16 protein-coding genes are annotated in these 16,036 nt (G+C 70.6%); 6 read left to right on the plus strand and 10 right to left on the minus strand.

Annotated elements, in window-relative coordinates; genetic code table 11:
- From ON27_RS18225 to rimP, 4 genes are all read right to left on the minus strand, one after another.
- Positions 1 to 646, minus strand: a 646-nt coding sequence (locus tag ON27_RS18225) for a translation initiation factor IF-2 N-terminal domain-containing protein (protein WP_043728545.1), incomplete at its 3' end; no start/stop codon positions are given.
- Positions 647 to 754: 108 nt separating this feature from the next.
- The gene (locus tag ON27_RS41320; protein ID WP_245560000.1) at positions 755 to 1,087 is read right to left on the minus strand and encodes a YlxR family protein; all 333 of its coding nucleotides are present in this window, start codon (positions 1,085 to 1,087) and stop codon (positions 755 to 757) included.
- 122 nt (positions 1,088 to 1,209) lie between these two features.
- The gene (gene nusA / locus ON27_RS18230) at positions 1,210 to 2,238 is read right to left on the minus strand and encodes a transcription termination factor NusA (protein WP_043728549.1); all 1,029 of its coding nucleotides are present in this window, start codon (positions 2,236 to 2,238) and stop codon (positions 1,210 to 1,212) included.
- Positions 2,235 to 2,900: a ribosome maturation factor RimP gene (gene rimP, locus ON27_RS18235; protein WP_043728552.1), complete on the minus strand. Its 666-nt coding sequence runs from the start codon at positions 2,898 to 2,900 to the stop codon at positions 2,235 to 2,237. The genes nusA and rimP overlap by 4 nt, the downstream gene beginning before the upstream one ends.
- 162 nt (positions 2,901 to 3,062) lie before the next feature.
- Here rimP and ON27_RS18240 point away from each other — a divergent pair, with 162 nt between their 5' ends.
- The gene (locus ON27_RS18240) at positions 3,063 to 3,659 is read left to right on the plus strand and encodes a hypothetical protein (protein ID WP_245560001.1); all 597 of its coding nucleotides are present in this window, start codon (positions 3,063 to 3,065) and stop codon (positions 3,657 to 3,659) included.
- Positions 3,656 to 4,090, plus strand: coding sequence for a ferritin-like domain-containing protein (locus ON27_RS18245; protein WP_043728558.1), 435 nt, complete (start codon positions 3,656 to 3,658; stop codon positions 4,088 to 4,090). The genes ON27_RS18240 and ON27_RS18245 overlap by 4 nt, the downstream gene beginning before the upstream one ends.
- 152 nt (positions 4,091 to 4,242) lie before the next feature.
- Here ON27_RS18245 and ON27_RS18250 read toward each other — a convergent pair whose 3' ends face one another.
- On the minus strand, positions 4,243 to 5,994 hold the full coding sequence (locus tag ON27_RS18250; RefSeq protein ID WP_043728562.1) for an acyl-CoA dehydrogenase family protein: 1,752 nt from the start codon (positions 5,992 to 5,994) through the stop codon (positions 4,243 to 4,245).
- Between the two features lie 195 nt (positions 5,995 to 6,189).
- Positions 6,190 to 7,947, minus strand: coding sequence for a proline--tRNA ligase (locus ON27_RS18255; RefSeq protein WP_043728566.1), 1,758 nt, complete (start codon positions 7,945 to 7,947; stop codon positions 6,190 to 6,192).
- A gap of 58 nt (positions 7,948 to 8,005) precedes the next feature.
- Between ON27_RS18255 and yaaA the strand changes: the two genes are divergently transcribed.
- On the plus strand, positions 8,006 to 8,749 hold the full coding sequence (yaaA, locus tag ON27_RS18260; protein ID WP_043728568.1) for a peroxide stress protein YaaA: 744 nt from the start codon (positions 8,006 to 8,008) through the stop codon (positions 8,747 to 8,749).
- Here yaaA and ON27_RS18265 read toward each other — a convergent pair.
- Positions 8,742 to 9,383, minus strand: coding sequence for an HD domain-containing protein (locus tag ON27_RS18265; RefSeq protein WP_043728573.1), 642 nt, complete (start codon positions 9,381 to 9,383; stop codon positions 8,742 to 8,744). The two genes, yaaA and ON27_RS18265, sit on opposite strands and share 8 nt — an antisense overlap.
- Before the next feature lie 210 nt (positions 9,384 to 9,593).
- Here ON27_RS18265 and ON27_RS18270 point away from each other — a divergent pair, with 210 nt between their 5' ends.
- Both ON27_RS18270 and ON27_RS18275 read left to right on the plus strand, forming a co-directional pair.
- Positions 9,594 to 11,084, plus strand: a complete 1,491-nt coding sequence (locus ON27_RS18270) for a CoA-acylating methylmalonate-semialdehyde dehydrogenase (protein ID WP_043728576.1) — start codon at positions 9,594 to 9,596, stop codon at positions 11,082 to 11,084.
- Positions 11,085 to 11,156: 72 nt separating this feature from the next.
- Positions 11,157 to 11,570: a PPOX class F420-dependent oxidoreductase gene (locus tag ON27_RS18275; protein ID WP_043728585.1), complete on the plus strand. Its 414-nt coding sequence runs from the start codon at positions 11,157 to 11,159 to the stop codon at positions 11,568 to 11,570.
- 390 nt (positions 11,571 to 11,960) lie between these two features.
- Here ON27_RS18275 and ON27_RS18280 read toward each other — a convergent pair whose 3' ends face one another.
- Entirely contained in the window at positions 11,961 to 13,421 is a 1,461-nt protein-coding gene (locus ON27_RS18280; RefSeq protein ID WP_043728579.1) for an MFS transporter, read from the minus strand.
- A 183-nt stretch (positions 13,422 to 13,604) separates the two neighbouring features.
- Positions 13,605 to 14,879, minus strand: coding sequence for a uroporphyrinogen-III C-methyltransferase (gene cobA, locus ON27_RS18290; RefSeq protein ID WP_051046739.1), 1,275 nt, complete (start codon positions 14,877 to 14,879; stop codon positions 13,605 to 13,607).
- Positions 14,880 to 15,231: 352 nt separating this feature from the next.
- On the opposite strand from cobA, the gene ON27_RS18295 reads away from it, so the two are divergent.
- Complete coding sequence (locus tag ON27_RS18295; RefSeq protein ID WP_043728592.1) at positions 15,232 to 15,675, plus strand: nucleoside deaminase; 444 nt, start codon at positions 15,232 to 15,234, stop codon at positions 15,673 to 15,675.
- A gap of 11 nt (positions 15,676 to 15,686) precedes the next feature.
- On the opposite strand, the gene ON27_RS18300 is transcribed toward ON27_RS18295, so the two are convergent.
- Positions 15,687 to 15,956 carry a hypothetical protein gene (locus tag ON27_RS18300; RefSeq protein WP_043728584.1) on the minus strand — a complete coding sequence of 90 codons (270 nt, stop codon included), beginning with the start codon at positions 15,954 to 15,956 and terminating at the stop codon, positions 15,687 to 15,689.
- Positions 15,957 to 16,036: the final 80 nt, after the last annotated feature.

Here is a 16,036-nt window from a genome sequence, read left to right on the forward strand (position 1 = left end):
CGGGGGCCGGACGCGGCGCGGGACGCTCGGGAGCGGACGAATAGGGGTTGTTACCGACGCGCGGGGTCTTCGGTCCCGGGCGCGGGCCGGACGCGGCGCCACCCTGGCGCTGACCACCCGGGGTGGGCGCACCGGGCCGCTGCTGCTGGCCGGGACGCGGGCCACCCGGCGTCGGACGCGGACCCGCCGGAGCCGGCGCGGAACTCGCCGTGGCACCCGAAGCCGATGCGGCCTGCGGGGTGACCGATTCCCGGGCGGGGGGCTTGGGCGACGGGGACGGCCCCGGACGCGCGGCGGGGCCCGGCTTCACGGCCGGGGATTCGCCGGTGCGCGCGGCGGGGACAGCGGTCTCCTGCGCGGTGGGCGCCGGTGCGGGCGCCGAGGGACGGGGACCGGGACGCGGGCCACCGCCCGCGGGTTTGGCGGCCGGACGGCCGGACGGTCCGGGGCGTGCGCCCGACTTGTTGCCGTTCGACGGGGCGGATTTCGCCGCGAACGACTCACGCAGCCGACGCGCGACGGGCGCTTCCACCGTCGAGGACGCCGACTTCACGAACTCGCCCTGCTCCTTGAGCGTTGCGAGTAGTTCCTTGCTCGTGACACCGAGTTCTTTGGCCAACTCGTGCACGCGGGCCTTGCCTGCCACTGCTCTCCTCACTGAGAGGTCGAGCAGTCCCACCGTTCTGGCGACGGCGGCCCGCACGACCTCGGGTTATCTCCGATGGACGTTCATCGTTGGTACTTCACGGTGTGCTCATGAGTGCTCGTGCCTGTTCTCGAGGTAATGCTCCAGGGCTGAGATATCCAGATGTCCGGACACTCGTAGTGCTCTGCCGATCGCTCGGCGCCGCTCTGCCGCGCGCAGACAAGCCGAAAGGGGGTGCATCCAGGCACCCCGTCCAGGAAGTCTGCGCCGCGGATCGGGAACGATCTCGAGGACGTGAGAGCCGTCTCCGGTCGCACGGTCCCGAGCCACGATCCGCAACAGATCGACGGCCAGTACTCGCTTTCGGCACCCGATACACGTTCGCACCGGAGCTGCTCGGCGCCGGGGCGCCGGGGCTTGCTCGGTGGTGCGGTCGGGCACTGGAACCGAAGGCTCGGACTGAACCTTGGACCACTCTACCGCTGCCACGCTCGGAACGCCGAACCCCTCCCCCGCGGAAGTTACGAACATGTCATCCCGAGCACTCCGCGGGCGGGCTCCGGTCAACTCCGATGCGCCTCCGTTCGCACGGATCCGCCCATGTCGGGGGCGGCGTCGCTGCGGATATCGATGCGCCAACCGGTCAGGCGAGCGGCCAAGCGCGCGTTCTGGCCCTCCTTGCCGATCGCCAGCGAAAGCTGGAAATCGGGGACCACGACGCGGGCCGCCCTGGCCTCGGCGTCGACGATGGTGACCGAGACCACTTTCGACGGCGAGAGCGCGTTGCCGACGAACGTCGCCGGATCGTCGGCGTAGTCGATGATGTCGATCTTCTCGCCGGCCAGCTCGCTCATCACGTTGCGCACGCGCTGCCCCATGGGCCCGATACAGGCGCCCTTGGCGTTGACGCCGGGCACGGTGGTGCGCACGGCGATCTTGGATCGGTGGCCCGCCTCGCGCGCCACGGCCACGATCTCCACCGAGCCGTCGGCGATCTCGGGCACCTCCAGCGCGAACAGGCGCCGCACCAGATTCGGGTGGGTGCGCGACAGCGTGATCTGCGGACCGCGCGGGCCGCGCGAGACGCCGACGACATAGCACTTGATCCGGTCGCCGTGCTCGTAGGTCTCGCCCGGCACCTGCTCGGCGGGCGGGATCAAGCCCTCCGTGCCGTGCAGCTCGCTGCCGATGCGCACCACGACGGTGCCGCGGGCGTTGGCGCGCGCGTCGCGTTGCACCACGCCGCCCACGATGTCGCCCTCGTGGGTGGAGAACTCGCCGAAGGACTTCTCGTTCTCGGCGTCGCGCAGCCGCTGCAGCACGACCTGCCTGGCGGTGGTCGCCGCGATCCGGCCGAACCCCTCCGGGGTGTCGTCCCATTCGGAGATCACGTTGCCGTCGGCGTCCACTTCGCGCGCCATCACCCGCACCACACCGGTCTTCTGGTTGATGTCGATGCGCGCGTTGGGCTGGTGGCCCTCGGTGTGGCGGTAGGCGGTCAGCAGCGCCGACTCGATCGCGGAGATCACGGTCTCGATCGAGATCCCCTTGTCGGCGACGATCGCACGCAGGGCTTCGATTTCGATGTTCATTCCACGATCCCTTCGGTCGGCGAATCGGACGCAGTCACGGATTCGGAGAGTGCATTCGGTGTTCCTCGGAGCTCCGCGGCGTCGTCGACCGCCACCGCATCTTCCTGCCCCGGGGCGGGCCGCCCCGGAACGACTCCGCCCGCGAGTTCCAGTTCCCGGGCGCCGGGCGGGGAGAACTCGATCTGGACGACGGCTGTGGCGATGTCGGCGAGCGGGACCGTCACCCGGTGCGGGTCGCGTTTGCCGCCGAGCACCAGCGCCACCGAATCACCGGTGAGCGCGCCGACTCTGGCCTCGAAGCGCGCCGACCCCTCCGGCGGCTGCGCGCCCTCGCGCAGGGTGACGCGCACCTTCCGCCCCCGCGCCCGGCGCCAGTGCCGGTCGGCGGTCAGCGGACGATCGATGCCCGGGGTGGTGACTTCCAGCAGATAGGGCGTCTCGCCGAAATCCCCCGCCTCGTCCAGCAGCGCCGACAGCTCGGTGCTGAGGCTCGCGAGCGCGTCCAGATCGGAGGTGTCGCGATCCACGGTCACCTGCACCCGAGCCTGCGCGTCCACGCGCTTGCCCGCCGTCGCGATCTCGACGCCCTCGAGGTCGAATCCTCGGCGTTCCACGAGACCAGCTACGAGCTGGCTCACCCTTTCCTCGGTCGGCATCGGCATGTGGGGCGGCTCCTGGTTCAGTTGTGACGCGGCGGGAGAATTCTCTACCGAAGGTCTAGCGTAACGCGCCACGAGAGTGTAAAGGACCAGCGGTCGAGTAGTTCGTGCGCCACGGCCGACGCTCCTGGCGGTGGCGCCCCGCGAATCTGGCACGATGGTGCCGTGCCCATCCGCCTTCCCGCCCCGCCGCGTGCCGGGCGCACTTCCGGCATGCCTTCCGACCGGCACGAACTCCGCCCCGCCACGCTGGATCGTCGCAGCGCGCTACGCCTCGCGGGCGGCGGAACGGTCGGCGTCCTCGCCCTCGGCGCCCTGACCGGCTGCACCGGCGACGACGTGGTGCACGAGCCGGATCCCCTTGCCGCGCTGGAGATCGCGGCCCGCGCCGACGCCGCCGCGGCGAGCGCGGCCATCGCCGTCGCGCCTCAGCGGCACGCCGCGCTGACCGCGATCGCGGCCGAGCGCACCGCCCACGCCGACGCTCTGCGCACCGAGATGGATCGCGTGATCGGCGTCTACGCCGACGGCACCAAGCCGGTGCACCGCACCCGCGCCAACGGATCCGGTCCCTCGGCGGTGGCTTCCGGCAGCGCGGTGCCGCCCACCGCGCCGCCCACCGTCGACGCGCTGCGAGCGCAACTGACCGAATCCCGGAAATCGGCGGCCGAGCTGGCCCGCGCCCTGTCCGGCTACCGGGCCGGTCTGCTCGCCTCGATCAGCGCCGCCTGCGCGGTGCACGCGGGGGTGTTGCTGGCATGACGGAGGCCGAACGCGAAGCGCTGGTCGACGCGCTGAACGCCGAGTACGGCGCGGTGTACGCCTACGGGGTGATCGCCGCCTACGCCGCACCGGAGCGCACCAGGCTGATCGCCGAGCACACCGCCGCGCACCGGGCCCGGCGCGACGCCACCGCGGACGCCCTCACCTTGGGCGGCGCGACGGTGCCGCCGTCCGACGCGGCCTACACGGCGCCGTTTCCGGTCACCGATCCGATCGCCGCCGCGCGACTGGCCGTGACGGTCGAGTCCGATACGGCCGTCGCCTGGCGGTCGGTGGTCGAGCGCGCGGCGTCCATGGCCATCCGGCGCACCGGCGTCGAGGCGCTCACCGAAGCCGCCGTCCGGCTGGCCACCTGGCAGTCGATCCTGGGCGCCGAGCCGCCCACCATCGCGTTCCCCGGCAAGGCCTGACCCGGCCGGGCAGGCCGCGGCGACGACCGGTATCCGTTGCGCCGCCTCGACGGCGAGCGGGTGCGGCGGCCGCTCACCGAGGTCGCCGCAGCGGCAGAGGCTTACGGCGGCCGGGGAATCGCCCTGGACCGCCGTTCGATCGCCGCGCGGCTCTACGGCCGCATCTCGTACGCGCCGTCGTAGGACGCCACCTCCGCCCAGACCCGGTCGAAGCGCGGGCGATCGGCGACCGGAGGCCGCAGCGCCGACGCGGCCCAACCCTGCTGATCCGGGGTAGCCGACAATTTGCCATACAGTGCGGTCGCGTAGGCGTTGAAGTCGCGGATCTGGAAGTCGAAGATCTGGTCGACCAGGTCGCGGTCCAGACCGGTGATCGCGGCCTGCTCCAGGATCAGCTGGCCGTAGACCACCAGGGAGAACAGGTGGCCGACGGTCAGCATGAAGTCCAGGTCCTTCTGCTGGGCCGCGTCCGGCGCCGCCGAGGTCAGCAGCGTGCGCAACGCCCGCGCCTGCTCGTAGAACCGGCCCACGTTGGGGATGTCGGCGTGCTTGTCGTAGATCGGCGTCCAGTCGGCGAAGCGCACCTTGCCCGCGCCACGGGCCGGGCCCTGGCGCCAGAAGAACGCGTCGTCGGCCGCGTCCTGCCGGGTGCCGATCTCGGGGTAGTCCTGCGGGTCGAACAGGTAGTTCGGCATGAACTTCAGGATTTGCCCGACGTTCACGTGCACCGTGCCCTCCAGCCGGGGCAGCGTGTTGATCAACCGCTGCACCTCGGCGAAGTAGGTGTTCTTCTCGAACCCCTTGGCGGCCAGTACATCCAGCAGCAGCGTCATGACGGTTTCGCCCTCGGAGGTCACCTTGGACTTCGTCATCGGGTTGAACAGCAGGTACCGGCGGTCCTCCAGGCTCGCGCTGCGGAAGTAGTCGACCGCGCGATCGCTGAACAGCTTCATCGCGAGGATGCGCGCGTAGGCGTCGACGAAGTTGGCCCGCACGTGCGGGAAGTCGGTGACCGGGTTCCCGTAGAGAATGCGGTTGTTGGCATGATTGATCGCCTCGTAGAACGAGTGCTCGACCATGCCGATCCCGCCGTGGCAGAGGTTGAACTTGCCCACGTTCACGGTGTTCAGCGCCGCGGAGAACGCCTCGGGGCCGGTGTGCAGGATGTCCTCGGCGCGCACCGGATAGTTCTCCAGGCGGAAGGTGCTGACGTACATCTGCTGGTGCACGACATTGCCGAGCAGGCGATAGTTCTCGTGCCGGGAATCGGCGGCGAACCAGACGTAGGCGTCGGCGCCCTCGAGATCGGCGCGCCGGGAGAACACCGACACCATGCTGGCGACGTTGCCGTTACCGATGTAGTACTTCTCGCCGTTGGCGCGGAAGAGGATACCCGCCTCGGCGTCCGCGCTGCCCGGCTCGGTCGGCGTGAGCACCAGGTCGGTGTTGTAGATGTCGGCGCCGTGGGTCTGCTCGGACAGACCGAACGCCATCACCTCCCCTGCGGCCAGATCGGCGGCCGCGCGCTGCTTGGCCGCCTCGTTGTCGCTCTGCCAGATCGGGCCCAGGCCGAGGATGGTCACCTGTTCGGCGTACCAGTACGCCAGGCCGTAGAAGCCGAAGATCTCCGACAGCGCCGCGTTGCGCGCGGCGTCCCAGCGACGGTTCGGGTCGCCGTCGGCGTAGGCCGCCGGGGTCAGGAAGGTGGCGAACAGTTTCTCTTTCTTCACGAAGTCGAGGAAGTCCGAGGTCCACACCGCGTTCGCGTCGTCGGCGAGCAGACGCTGCTTGCCCCGGCCCTCGAACCACTCGATGGTGGCGCGCAACAGGCGCCGCGTCTCGGCGTCGAACTGCTGCGGGTCATAGGTGGCGGGGTTGAACAACCGCGCGTCGGTGTTTGTCATGCCGGTTAACTTACCAGCGGGTAACAGCAGCGTCGGCGGGGTCCGCGGATCTGTGACCAGCAAATATAGGTTACGGTTGCGTAGGTAGCGGCCCATGGGTCACGGCGCGAACGGTCCCGCGGAATCGCGCTGCGGCCGTCGCCCGGACAGCGAACGGCCTCCGGTGGAATTCCGCCGGAGGCCGTCGTGGATTGATCAGCCGTTGACTCGGGCCACCACCGCGTCCACTGCCGAAGCGGCGGGAAGCTCCTCGGTCGCGCCGGTGAAACGGTCGCGCAGTTCGACCTTGCCCTCGGCCCAGCCGCGGCCGATCACCAGCACCAGCGGCATGCCGAGCAGTTCGGCGTCCTTGAACTTCACGCCCGGCGAAGCGGTGCGGTCGTCGAACAGCACGTCCAAGCCGCGAGCGTGCAGGCCGGACACCACGTCCTCGGCACCGGCGCGGGCCGCGTCGTCCTTGTTCGCGACCACGACATGGACGTCGTAGGGCGCGACCGCCGCGGGCCAGCGCAGCCCCTTGTCGTCGTGCTGCTGCTCGGCGATCACCGCGACCATGCGCGAGACGCCGATGCCGTAGGACCCCATGGTCAGCCGCACCGGCTTGCCGTTCTCGCCGAGCACGTCCACCTCGAAGGCGTCGGTGTACTTGTTGCCGAGCTGGAAGATGTGGCCGATCTCGATGCCGCGGGCCGCCACCAGCGTGCCCCTGCCGTCGGGCGAGGGATCGCCGTCGCGCACCTCGGCGGCCTCGATGGTGCCGTCGGGGGTGAAGTCGCGGCCTGCCACCAGACCGACGACGTGCTTGCCCGGTTCGTCGGCGCCGGTGATCCAGCTGGTGCCCGCGCCGACGCGCGGATCGACCAGATAACGGACTCCGTTGGCCTGCAGCGCCTTCGGGCCGATATAGCCCTTGACCAGGAACGGATTCTCGGCGAAGTCCGCTTCGGTGAGCAGCTCCACCTCGGCCGGTTCGACCGAGGCGCCGAGGCGCTTGTCGTCGACCTCGCGGTCACCGGGGACGCCGATGCCGACGATCTCGGTCTTCCCGTCGGGGTGACGCAGCTTGACCATGACGTTCTTCAAGGTGTCGGCCGCGGTGACCGGACGGCCGTAGCGCTCGGCGATCCCGGCGCCGTTGGCCCAGTCGACCAGCGTCGCGATGGTCGGCGTGTCCGGGGTGTCGTGCACCACGGCCGCCGGCTGTCCTTCGATCGGCAGCGGTTCGGGAGCGGGCGTGACCACCGCCTCCACGTTGGCCGCGTAGCCGGATTCCGGGCAGCGCACGTAGGTGTCCTCCCCGACCGGACTGTCGGCCAGGAACTCCTCCGACGCGCTGCCGCCCATCGCGCCCGAGGTGGCGGCCACGATGACGTACTTGACCCGCAGCCGGTCGAAGATGCGCTGATAGGCCTGCCGGTGCGCGTCGTAGCTGGCTTTGAGGCCGTCCTCGTCCAGGTCGAAGGAGTAGGAGTCCTTCATCACGAACTCGCGCCCACGCAGGATGCCCGCGCGCGGACGCTCCTCGTCGCGGTACTTGGTCTGGATCTGGTACAGCGTGACCGGCAGGTCCTTGTAGGAGCTGTACTCCCCCTTCACGGTGAGCGCGAAGAGTTCCTCGTGGGTGGGGCCGAGCAGGTAGTCCGCGCCCTTGCGGTCCCGCAGCCGGAACAGGCCGTCGCCGTACTCGGTCCACCGGTTGGTGGTCTCGTACGGATCGCGCGGCAGCAGCGCCGGTAGCGAGATCTCCTGAGCGCCGATCGCGTCCATCTCCGCGCGCACCACGTCCTCGACCTTGCGCAGCACGCGCAGGCCCAGCGGCAGCCACGAGTAGACACCCGGGGCGACGCGGCGCACGTAGCCGGCGCGGACCAAGAGTTTGTGGCTGGGCACCTCCGCGTCGGCGGGATCGTCGCGGAGCGTTCGCAGGAACAGGCGGGAGAGGCGGGTGATCACGGAAGCACAGGGTAGTCGCTGGCCGGACGCCGGTCCCAGCGCATTACCGTATTCGTTCGTGCTGGTGCTGCTGCCTCCTTCCGAAACCAAGTCCGACGGCGGCGCGGGGACGCCGCTCGCGCTGGACGCCCTGGCGATGCCGCAGCTCACGGCGGTGCGGGCGCGGCTGATCGACGAAGTGGTGCGATTGGCGGCCGACCCGCAACGCTCGCGGACCGCGCTGGGCCTGGGCAAGGGGGCCGACGGCGAGATCGCCCGCAACGCCGCGCTGCGCACGTCGCCGACCCGTCCCGCGCTGGAGCGCTACACCGGCGTCCTCTACGACGCGCTCGACGCGCGCTCGTTCACCAAGGTCCAGCGGGCCAAGGCGAACGCCCGGCTCGGCATCGGCTCCGCCCTGTTCGGCGCGGTCCGCGCGAGCGACCCGATTCCCGCCTACCGGCTCTCCGGCGGCTCCAAACTGCCCGGCCTCCCGACGCTCTCGGCCGTCTGGCGCGACGAACTCGCCGCGGCGCTGCACGCCGAGGCAGCGGGCGAACTCGTGGTCGACCTGCGCTCGGGCACCTATCAGCAACTGGGGCGGGTGCCCGGCGCGATCACCGCGAACGTGCTGACCGAACATCCGGACGGGTCACGAACGGTGGTGAGCCATTTCAACAAGCACCACAAGGGCCTGCTCGCGCGGGCCCTGGTGCTCACCAGGGCCGAACCGGCCGACGTACGCGGCGTCGCGCGGGTGGCCGCCAAAGCCGGTCTGCGCACCGAGATCGCCTCGCCCACCGAGCTTCTGATCATCACCTGAGCGCGCCGGGCGGTTCCCCGGTGAGCGCGACCAATTCGGCCGCGAGATTGGCCCGCGCCGCCGACTCGTACCGGCGGCGGGCAGCGGGCGTCCGGAACAGGTACGGCTGCTCGGCCAGCTTTCGCAGCACCGCGGCGCGACCCGCGCGGAACAGCTCGTCCGGGACGTGCCGGTACTCGGCGCGCACCGCCCGCGTGTATGCGGCGTAGCCGGACGCGTCGGCGGCGAGTATCGCCAGGTCGGCGTCGCAGAGCACGTTGCCGTTGCGGTCATCGGCGGCGGTGTGGTGGGTCGCGGTGAGGCGAACCAGCCTGCCGACTTCGCCGACCAGCTCCGGCGGCGCGCCCGCGGCGGGCAGCACCGATTCCGCCAGTTCGGCGCTGCGCTCCTCGTTGTCGGTGCGATCGACCGCGTAGATCGCGTCGTGGAAGAAGGCCGCGTAGCGCACCGCCGCGACGTCGTGCGCGGCCTGCGCCAAGTCGTCGATCACCGCCAGCACGGCCGCCAGGTGCTCGACCGTGTGGTAATGCCGATGCGGCTCGCCGTAGCGCCTGATCAGATCCGAACCCACCGTGGCGGAGCGCTCCCCCGCCAGCTCGATCCAGCGGGCCAGCACACGTTCCTCCACCGTCATTCGCACAGTCTCGTGCAATCGCTTGCGCACGACAATCGCGAGATGGCGCGATTGCGGAAGGGCGCTGCCGAAACGGTGTACAGATCGTCGCTGTACAGAGAAGGCTGTGTGCAGGACCGTAGTGGTCGGGGCCGCGTCTCGCCGCCGTTGAATCGGAAGCCTCCGAGAGCCCGCGGCACCGCTGATGCTCACCGAGCGAATCGAGGAGACATGCAGACCATCGCGCACTGGATCGACGGGAAGGCTTTCGCGGGCACCGGCGAGGCGACCGCGCCGGTGACCGATCCGGCGACCGGCGCGGTGACCGGACGGGTCGCGCTGGCGAACGTCGCCGACACCCGAGCGGCGATCGACTCCGCCGTCGCGGCCTTCCCCGCCTGGCGGGACACCTCCCTGGCCCGGCGCACCCAGATCCTGTTCCGGTTCCGCGAACTGCTGAACGAGCGCAAGCAGGAACTCGCGCGACTGATCACCGCCGAACACGGCAAGGTCGTCGCCGACGCGACCGGCGAGGTGAGCCGCGGCCTGGAAGTCGTCGAGTTCGCCTGCGGCATGCCGTATCTGCTCCAGGGCGGCTACACCGAGAACGCCTCGGCCGCGGTGGACGTCTTCGCCGTCCGCCAGCCGCTCGGGGCGGTCGCGGTCATCTCACCGTTCAACTTCCCCGCGATGGTGCCGATGTGGTTCTTCCCGATCGCCATCGCCGCCGGCAACACCGTGGTGCTCAAACCGAGCGAGAAGGACCCGTCGCCCTCCCTGTGGCTGGCGCGGCTGTGGGCCGAGGCCGAGCTGCCCGCGGGCGTCTTCACAGTGGTGCAGGGCGACAAGGTCGCGGTCGACGAACTGCTGGACAACCCGGCCGTGAAGGCCGTCTCGTTCGTCGGCTCGACTCCCGTCGCCCGGTACGTCTACCAGCGCGGCACCGCGGCGGGCAAGCGGGTGCAGGCGCTCGGCGGCGCGAAGAACCACATGGTGGTGCTGCCGGACGCGGACCTGGACCTGGCCGCCGACGCCGCGGTCAACGCCGGATTCGGCTCGGCGGGCGAACGGTGCATGGCGATCAGCGTGGTGGTCGCGGTGGGCGCGACGGCCGACGACCTGGTCGGCAAGATCGCCGAGCGGGCGCGGACCATCGAGGTCGGTGACGGCGCTCGCGGCGCCGACATGGGTCCGCTGGTCACCCGCGCGCATCGCGACCGGGTGGCCGAGTACATCGCGGCGGGCGAATCCGCCGGGGCCCGTGTGGTGCTCGACGGGCGAAGCGTGCGAGCCGACGGCCCGGCAGCAGGATTCTGGCTGGGACCGACGATTCTGGACCATGTCGGCGCCGACATGAGCGTCTACACCGACGAGATCTTCGGACCTGTGCTGTCGATCGTGCGCGTCGACAGCTACGACGACGCGCTCGCGCTGATCAACGCCAACCCCTACGGCAACGGCACCGCCATCTTCACCAACGACGGCGGCGCCGCCCGCCGCTTCCACAGCGAGGTCGAAGTCGGGATGGTGGGCATCAACGTGCCGATCCCGGTTCCCGTGTCCTACTACAGCTTCGGCGGCTGGAAGAATTCGCTGTTCGGCGACGCGCACGCGCACGGGGCCGACGGCGTGCGGTTCTTCACCCGCACCAAGGCGGTCACCACGCGCTGGCTGGACCCCAGCCACGGCGGGCTGAATCTGGGCTTCCCACAGAACAAGTAGGTGCCGACAGGTGCGCCAGGGCCCGTACGGCGGACGGGAATGCGCTGGCGCGGCCGATTGTTCGCTCAGAGCGTGACCAGTACCGCAGTGCTCTCCGACGACCTGAAGAAGTACCTCGACGAAGAGCGGGTCTTCGCCACCGCCGCCACGATCGGACCGAACGGGCAACCGCACCTGACCGTGATCTGGCTCTCGCGCGACGGCGACGACCTGCTCTTCTCCACCACGACCGATCGCCAGCAGGGCAAGAACCTCGCCCGCGACCCGCGCATCACCGTACTGATCAACCCGCCGGACAACCCGTACGTCTACGCGGAGATCCGGGGCAGCGCGACCATCACCCCCGATCCGGAGAAGACACTGCCCGACGAACTGTCCATGAAGTACACCGGACAGAAGTACGCGGACTTCAACCCGGCCTCCGTCAACGACGGACCACGCATCATCGTGCGAGTGACGCCCCGACGAATAGCGGGACGATTCTAATTTCCAGCGCCTGCGGCGCTGGGTGTTCGCGGCCCCTGGTGGCTCGCGTCCGAGCGACCGCCGCTGGCGACTGCGTCGCGGACGCGGCGGCCACTCGGACGCGAGCCGGGCCGCGAACGGACAATGCTCGGTCTCGCTTCGCTCGAACGACGTGGTTGAGCCCTGTGGTCACAAAGGCCGGGACACCTGCTGACCTGAGTTCGGCCCATGCCGGCGACCGAGCGAGCGCGAACCGCCCGCACTCGTTCCGCAGTGACGCCCGACAGCAGCGGGCCTGCAACCCATGCATACGACCATGCGGGCTGCGGCTCGAACACATCCGCCGACACCGCCCGCTCCGCCACAGTGGTGAGAGAGCAAGACGGAGTTATGGCCCGGCCGACCGCTCCCCTATTTCTGCTGGGCTTCTTCCTGGGCGTGCTGGGCCATGGCGAGTTGCTGGGGGGTGAAGCGCAGAGTCAGGGCGACCAAGCCGGCCGTGAACGCGATCAGGGCGCAGACGAACAGGACCAGGGTGTACCCGTCGCCCAGGGCGGCGATCTCGGCGGGTGTCATCCCGGCCACCTTCTCGGTGCGGCCGCCGAGTGACAGGGTGCGCGAAGCGGCGATCGGGGTGAGCAGGCCGATGGCCACCGGGGTGGCCAGGTTCATGAACATCTGGCCGACCGCGGCCAGCGGGCCGATGTTGGCCGGCGGCACACCCACCAGCACACACAGTGGCGAGAGCACCATGGCGACGCCGACGCCGAAGCCGATCACCACCAGCAGGGGCAGCAACGTCGCGAAGTACATCACCTCGCCGTCGAGGGTCGAACCGAACAGCAGCCCGACGCCGAGCACGGCGGCCGCGCCCGCGAGCAGCCAGCGCGGCGCGATGTACAGCGCCGCCTTGGAGGCCACCGCGCCGCCGACGCCGATGCCGACGGTGAACGGGATCGCCGCGACACCCGCCTTGAGCGGGCCGTATCCGATGACGTTCTGCATGAACTGGGCGACGAAGAAGGTCATCGCGCCCAGCACGCCGCCGGCCAGGAAGATCAGCAGGAAGGTGGCGACGCGGTCGCGGCTGTCGAACAGCGACCAGGGCAGCAGCGGGTCGTCCATCCGTCGTTCCAGCGCGATGAACACGATCAGCAGCACCACGCCCGCGATCAGGGAACCGATGATCGCCGGGTGCCCCCAGCCCATCTCCGGCCCCTCGGTGGCGCCGAAGACGATCGCCGCGCAGGCGATGGTGCCGAGCACCGCGCCGGGAATGTCCAGCGCCGACCGGTGATGCTCGGTGTCGGCGAGTTTGTAGGCCGCGCCGAGGATGATCAGCGCGCCGATCGGGACGTTGATCAGGAAGATCCACCGCCACGACAGCTGGGTCAGCGCTCCGCCGACCACGAGCCCGCCGACGGATCCGATGCCGACCATCGAGCCGACGATCGCGATCGCCTGGTTGCGCGCCTTGCCCGGCGCGAAGGTCGTCGCCACGAGCGCGAAGGCGGTCGGCGCCGCGACCGCCGCGCCCGCGCCCTGCAGGGCCCGCGCCGCGAGCAGCATGGCCTGGTTCTGCGCGAGCCCGCACAGCAGCGAGGCGAGGGTGAACACGGCGACGCCGACCACCAGCATGCGCTTGCGGCCGAACGCGTCGCCGAGCCGGCCGCCGAGCAGCATCAGACCGGCGAAGGTGAGCCCGTAGGACGTCACCGTCCACGCGCTACCCGCGCTGGACAGTCCCATCTCCTCTTGCAGCCGGGGCAGCGCGAAGATCACCACTGTGCCGTCGAGCACGACCATGAGCTGCAATCCGCTCAGGACTAGGATCGCGAGCCCGAAGGCCCGCTGCGTCACTGGATACTGCATCGTCGCAGCGGGGTTCCGAAGCACAGTGAGCCACTGTAATTGATGCCGTCCGCGTCCTCGCCCACCCACCGATCCGACCGGACCAGCGACGAGGCACGTGCCCGGCGGTCCGGCGAGTCGCCGTCGACGCACGCCACCCGCGATATCGGCTCGGCGCTGGTCGCCATGACGGCCCTGGGCGCGCTATCCCGCGGCGGAGTCGGCGTGCGGAACGACGAGGTCGGCCGAGAAGCCGGCGGTCGGGCCGATCACCACGATCGCGGGTGGCCGGATGCCTTCCGCCCGCACCCGGGCGGCCACCGTGGCGAGATCGGCCCGCAGCACACGCTGGGTGCGCAGCGTGCCCTCCTGGATGACGGTGGCGGGCGTGCCCGCGGGGCGCCCGCCCTCCAGCAGCGCGGTGGCGAACTGTTCGATCCGCTCCACCGCCATCATCAGCACCAAGGTGCCGCGCAAGCGGGCCAGCGCGGGCCAGTCCACCAGCGAGTCCGGGTGATCCGGCGCGACGTGCCCGCTCACCACGACGAACTCGTGGGTGACGCCGCGGTGCGTCACCGGGATGCCCGCGGCGGCGGGCACCGAGATGGGACTGGTGACGCCGGGCACAACGGTGACCGGGACCCCCGCGGCGACGCAGGCCTCCAGCTCCTCGTAACCGCGCCCGAACACGTACGGGTCGCCGCCCTTGAGCCGCACCACGAACTTGCCCGCCTTCGCGCCTTCGACCAGCGCGTTGTTGATCGCTTCCTGCGCCATCGCCCGCCCGTACGGAATCTTCGCGGCGTCGACCACCTCCACCTCGGGCCCGAGTTCGGCGAGCAGTTCCGGCGGCGCGAGCCGGTCGGCCACCACCAGGTCCGCCCTGGCCAGCAGCCGCCGCCCGCGCACGGTGATCAGGTCGGGATCGCCCGGGCCGCCGCCCACGAGCGCCACACCCGGCGCGATCGGCGTCGAGTCGTCGCTCACCACACCCGATTGCAGGGCTTCCAGCAAAGCGTTGCGCACGGCCGCCGAACGCCGGTGCTGTCCGCTCGCCAGCACACCGAGGGTCAGCCCGTCGTAGCGCGCGGTGGCCGGAGTGACCGCGGTGCCCAGCCGCGCGGTGTCGGCGCGCACGCAGAAGATCCGCCGCCGCGTCGCTTCGGCGACCACCGCCGCGTTGGTCTCGGGCTCGTCGGTGCACGCGATGGCGTACCAGGCGCCGTCGAGGTCGCCGTCGGCGTATTCGCGCAGCGTGACGGTGATCTGCCCCGAAGTCGCCATCCCCTCGACGGCGGGCGTGACCGCGCGACTCACCACGTGCACGTCCGCGCCGGAAGCGATCAGCAGGCCCAGCCTGCGCTGCGCCACCGTCCCGCCGCCGACCACGACGACGCGCCGTCCGTGCAGATCGAGCCCGACCAGGTAGTTCGGGTCGCCGGTGGGCTGGTCTTGCGTTGCGTCTGACGTGTTCGGCACAAGTTTCGAGCCTACGGCGTGGCCTTCCGGCACCGGCAATCGACCGGGCAGGCTCTATCCTTTCCCGCCGCATTCGCGGGAACCATGCGAAGACTTCCAGGTCCACCACGTGCGGACCGCGATCGGCGTTTGAGGGCCGACAGAGGCCGAACCTCCCCTCTTGTGGCGGGGCGGACGCGAGACCGCCACACGCGGCTGGTGCCCTGGGCATGGTCCGGTGTACGCACCCACGTCCGTAGCGCCTACTGTGACCTGAGGTAACGAGCGTTCGAGCAGGTCCGGACGGTAGGTTGCGAAGCACAGGCGTCCTGCTCGGAAAGGCGGACCGATGACGCGGGTGACACCGGCACGACTGCTCGATGTGGCCTACGACGAGGCTTTGCGCGGGCTCGCCGAGGGCGGTATCCCGATCGGCGCCGCCCTGTTCGACGCCACCGGCGCGCTGCTCGGGCGCGGACGCAACCGCCGGGTGCAGTCCGGCGATCCCAGCGTGCACGCCGAGACCGACGCTTTCCGCGCGGCGGGGCGGCGGCGCGACTACCGCCGGACCGTCATGGTCACCACGCTCTCGCCGTGCTGGTACTGCAGCGGTCTGATCCGCCAGTTCGGCATCGGTTCGGTGGTGGTCGGGGAGTCGCAGACGTTCTCGGGCGGGCACGAGTGGCTGGCGGGGCACGGCGTCGCCGTCACCGTCCTGGAAGACCGGCGCTGCATCGATCTGATGACCCGGTTCATCGCCGAGCACCCCGCGTTGTGGCAGGAGGACATCGGGATCGCCGACGATCTCGAGGCGTGAGGGCCGCGCGCTCAGCGGAAGTACGGATATTCCTGCACCCAGTGGAAGCCGCGACCGCGCAACGGGAAGTCGTCGAGCGCGACCGACGTCAGCGCGACCGAGACCGGTTGCCCGGCGAGCTGCCCCGTCAAGGTCAGCCGCTCGGGTGCGGGGCGGTCGAAACCGAAACTGCCCAAGTGTTGTGCCTCGCGCGTCCGGCGGCGCGGCGGCGGCGCGACCATGACGACGGTGCGCGCATCGGCGTCGACCATGGCGAGGACCGGGAGCAATTGGCCGTCCATGCGCTGCACGGTGGCCCCGTCGCGGTCGAAGACCAGGCCGCTGCCAGCGCAGTTCGTCGGTGGTCAGCGGCGGGAGCGGC

The organism is Nocardia asiatica NBRC 100129 (assembly GCF_000308415.1).
GTDB classification, from domain to species: domain Bacteria; phylum Actinomycetota; class Actinomycetes; order Mycobacteriales; family Mycobacteriaceae; genus Nocardia; species Nocardia asiatica.

Excerpts from the sequence above, each read along its gene's own strand:
- ON27_RS18245 (WP_043728558.1), top strand. The coding sequence starts at position 3,656 with ATGACGGAGGCCGAACGCGAAGCGCTGGTCGACGCGCTGAACGCCGAG.
- ON27_RS18300 (WP_043728584.1), bottom strand. The coding sequence starts at position 15,956 with ATGGACGGCCAATTGCTCCCGGTCCTCGCCATGGTCGACGCCGATGCG.
- rimP (WP_043728552.1), bottom strand. The coding sequence starts at position 2,900 with ATGCCGATGCCGACCGAGGAAAGGGTGAGCCAGCTCGTAGCTGGTCTC.
- ON27_RS18280 (WP_043728579.1), bottom strand. The coding sequence starts at position 13,421 with ATGCAGTATCCAGTGACGCAGCGGGCCTTCGGGCTCGCGATCCTAGTC.
- ON27_RS18250 (WP_043728562.1), bottom strand. The coding sequence starts at position 5,994 with ATGACAAACACCGACGCGCGGTTGTTCAACCCCGCCACCTATGACCCG.
- ON27_RS18265 (WP_043728573.1), bottom strand. The coding sequence starts at position 9,383 with ATGACGGTGGAGGAACGTGTGCTGGCCCGCTGGATCGAGCTGGCGGGG.
- nusA (WP_043728549.1), bottom strand. The coding sequence starts at position 2,238 with ATGAACATCGAAATCGAAGCCCTGCGTGCGATCGTCGCCGACAAGGGG.
- ON27_RS18270 (WP_043728576.1), top strand. The coding sequence starts at position 9,594 with ATGCAGACCATCGCGCACTGGATCGACGGGAAGGCTTTCGCGGGCACC.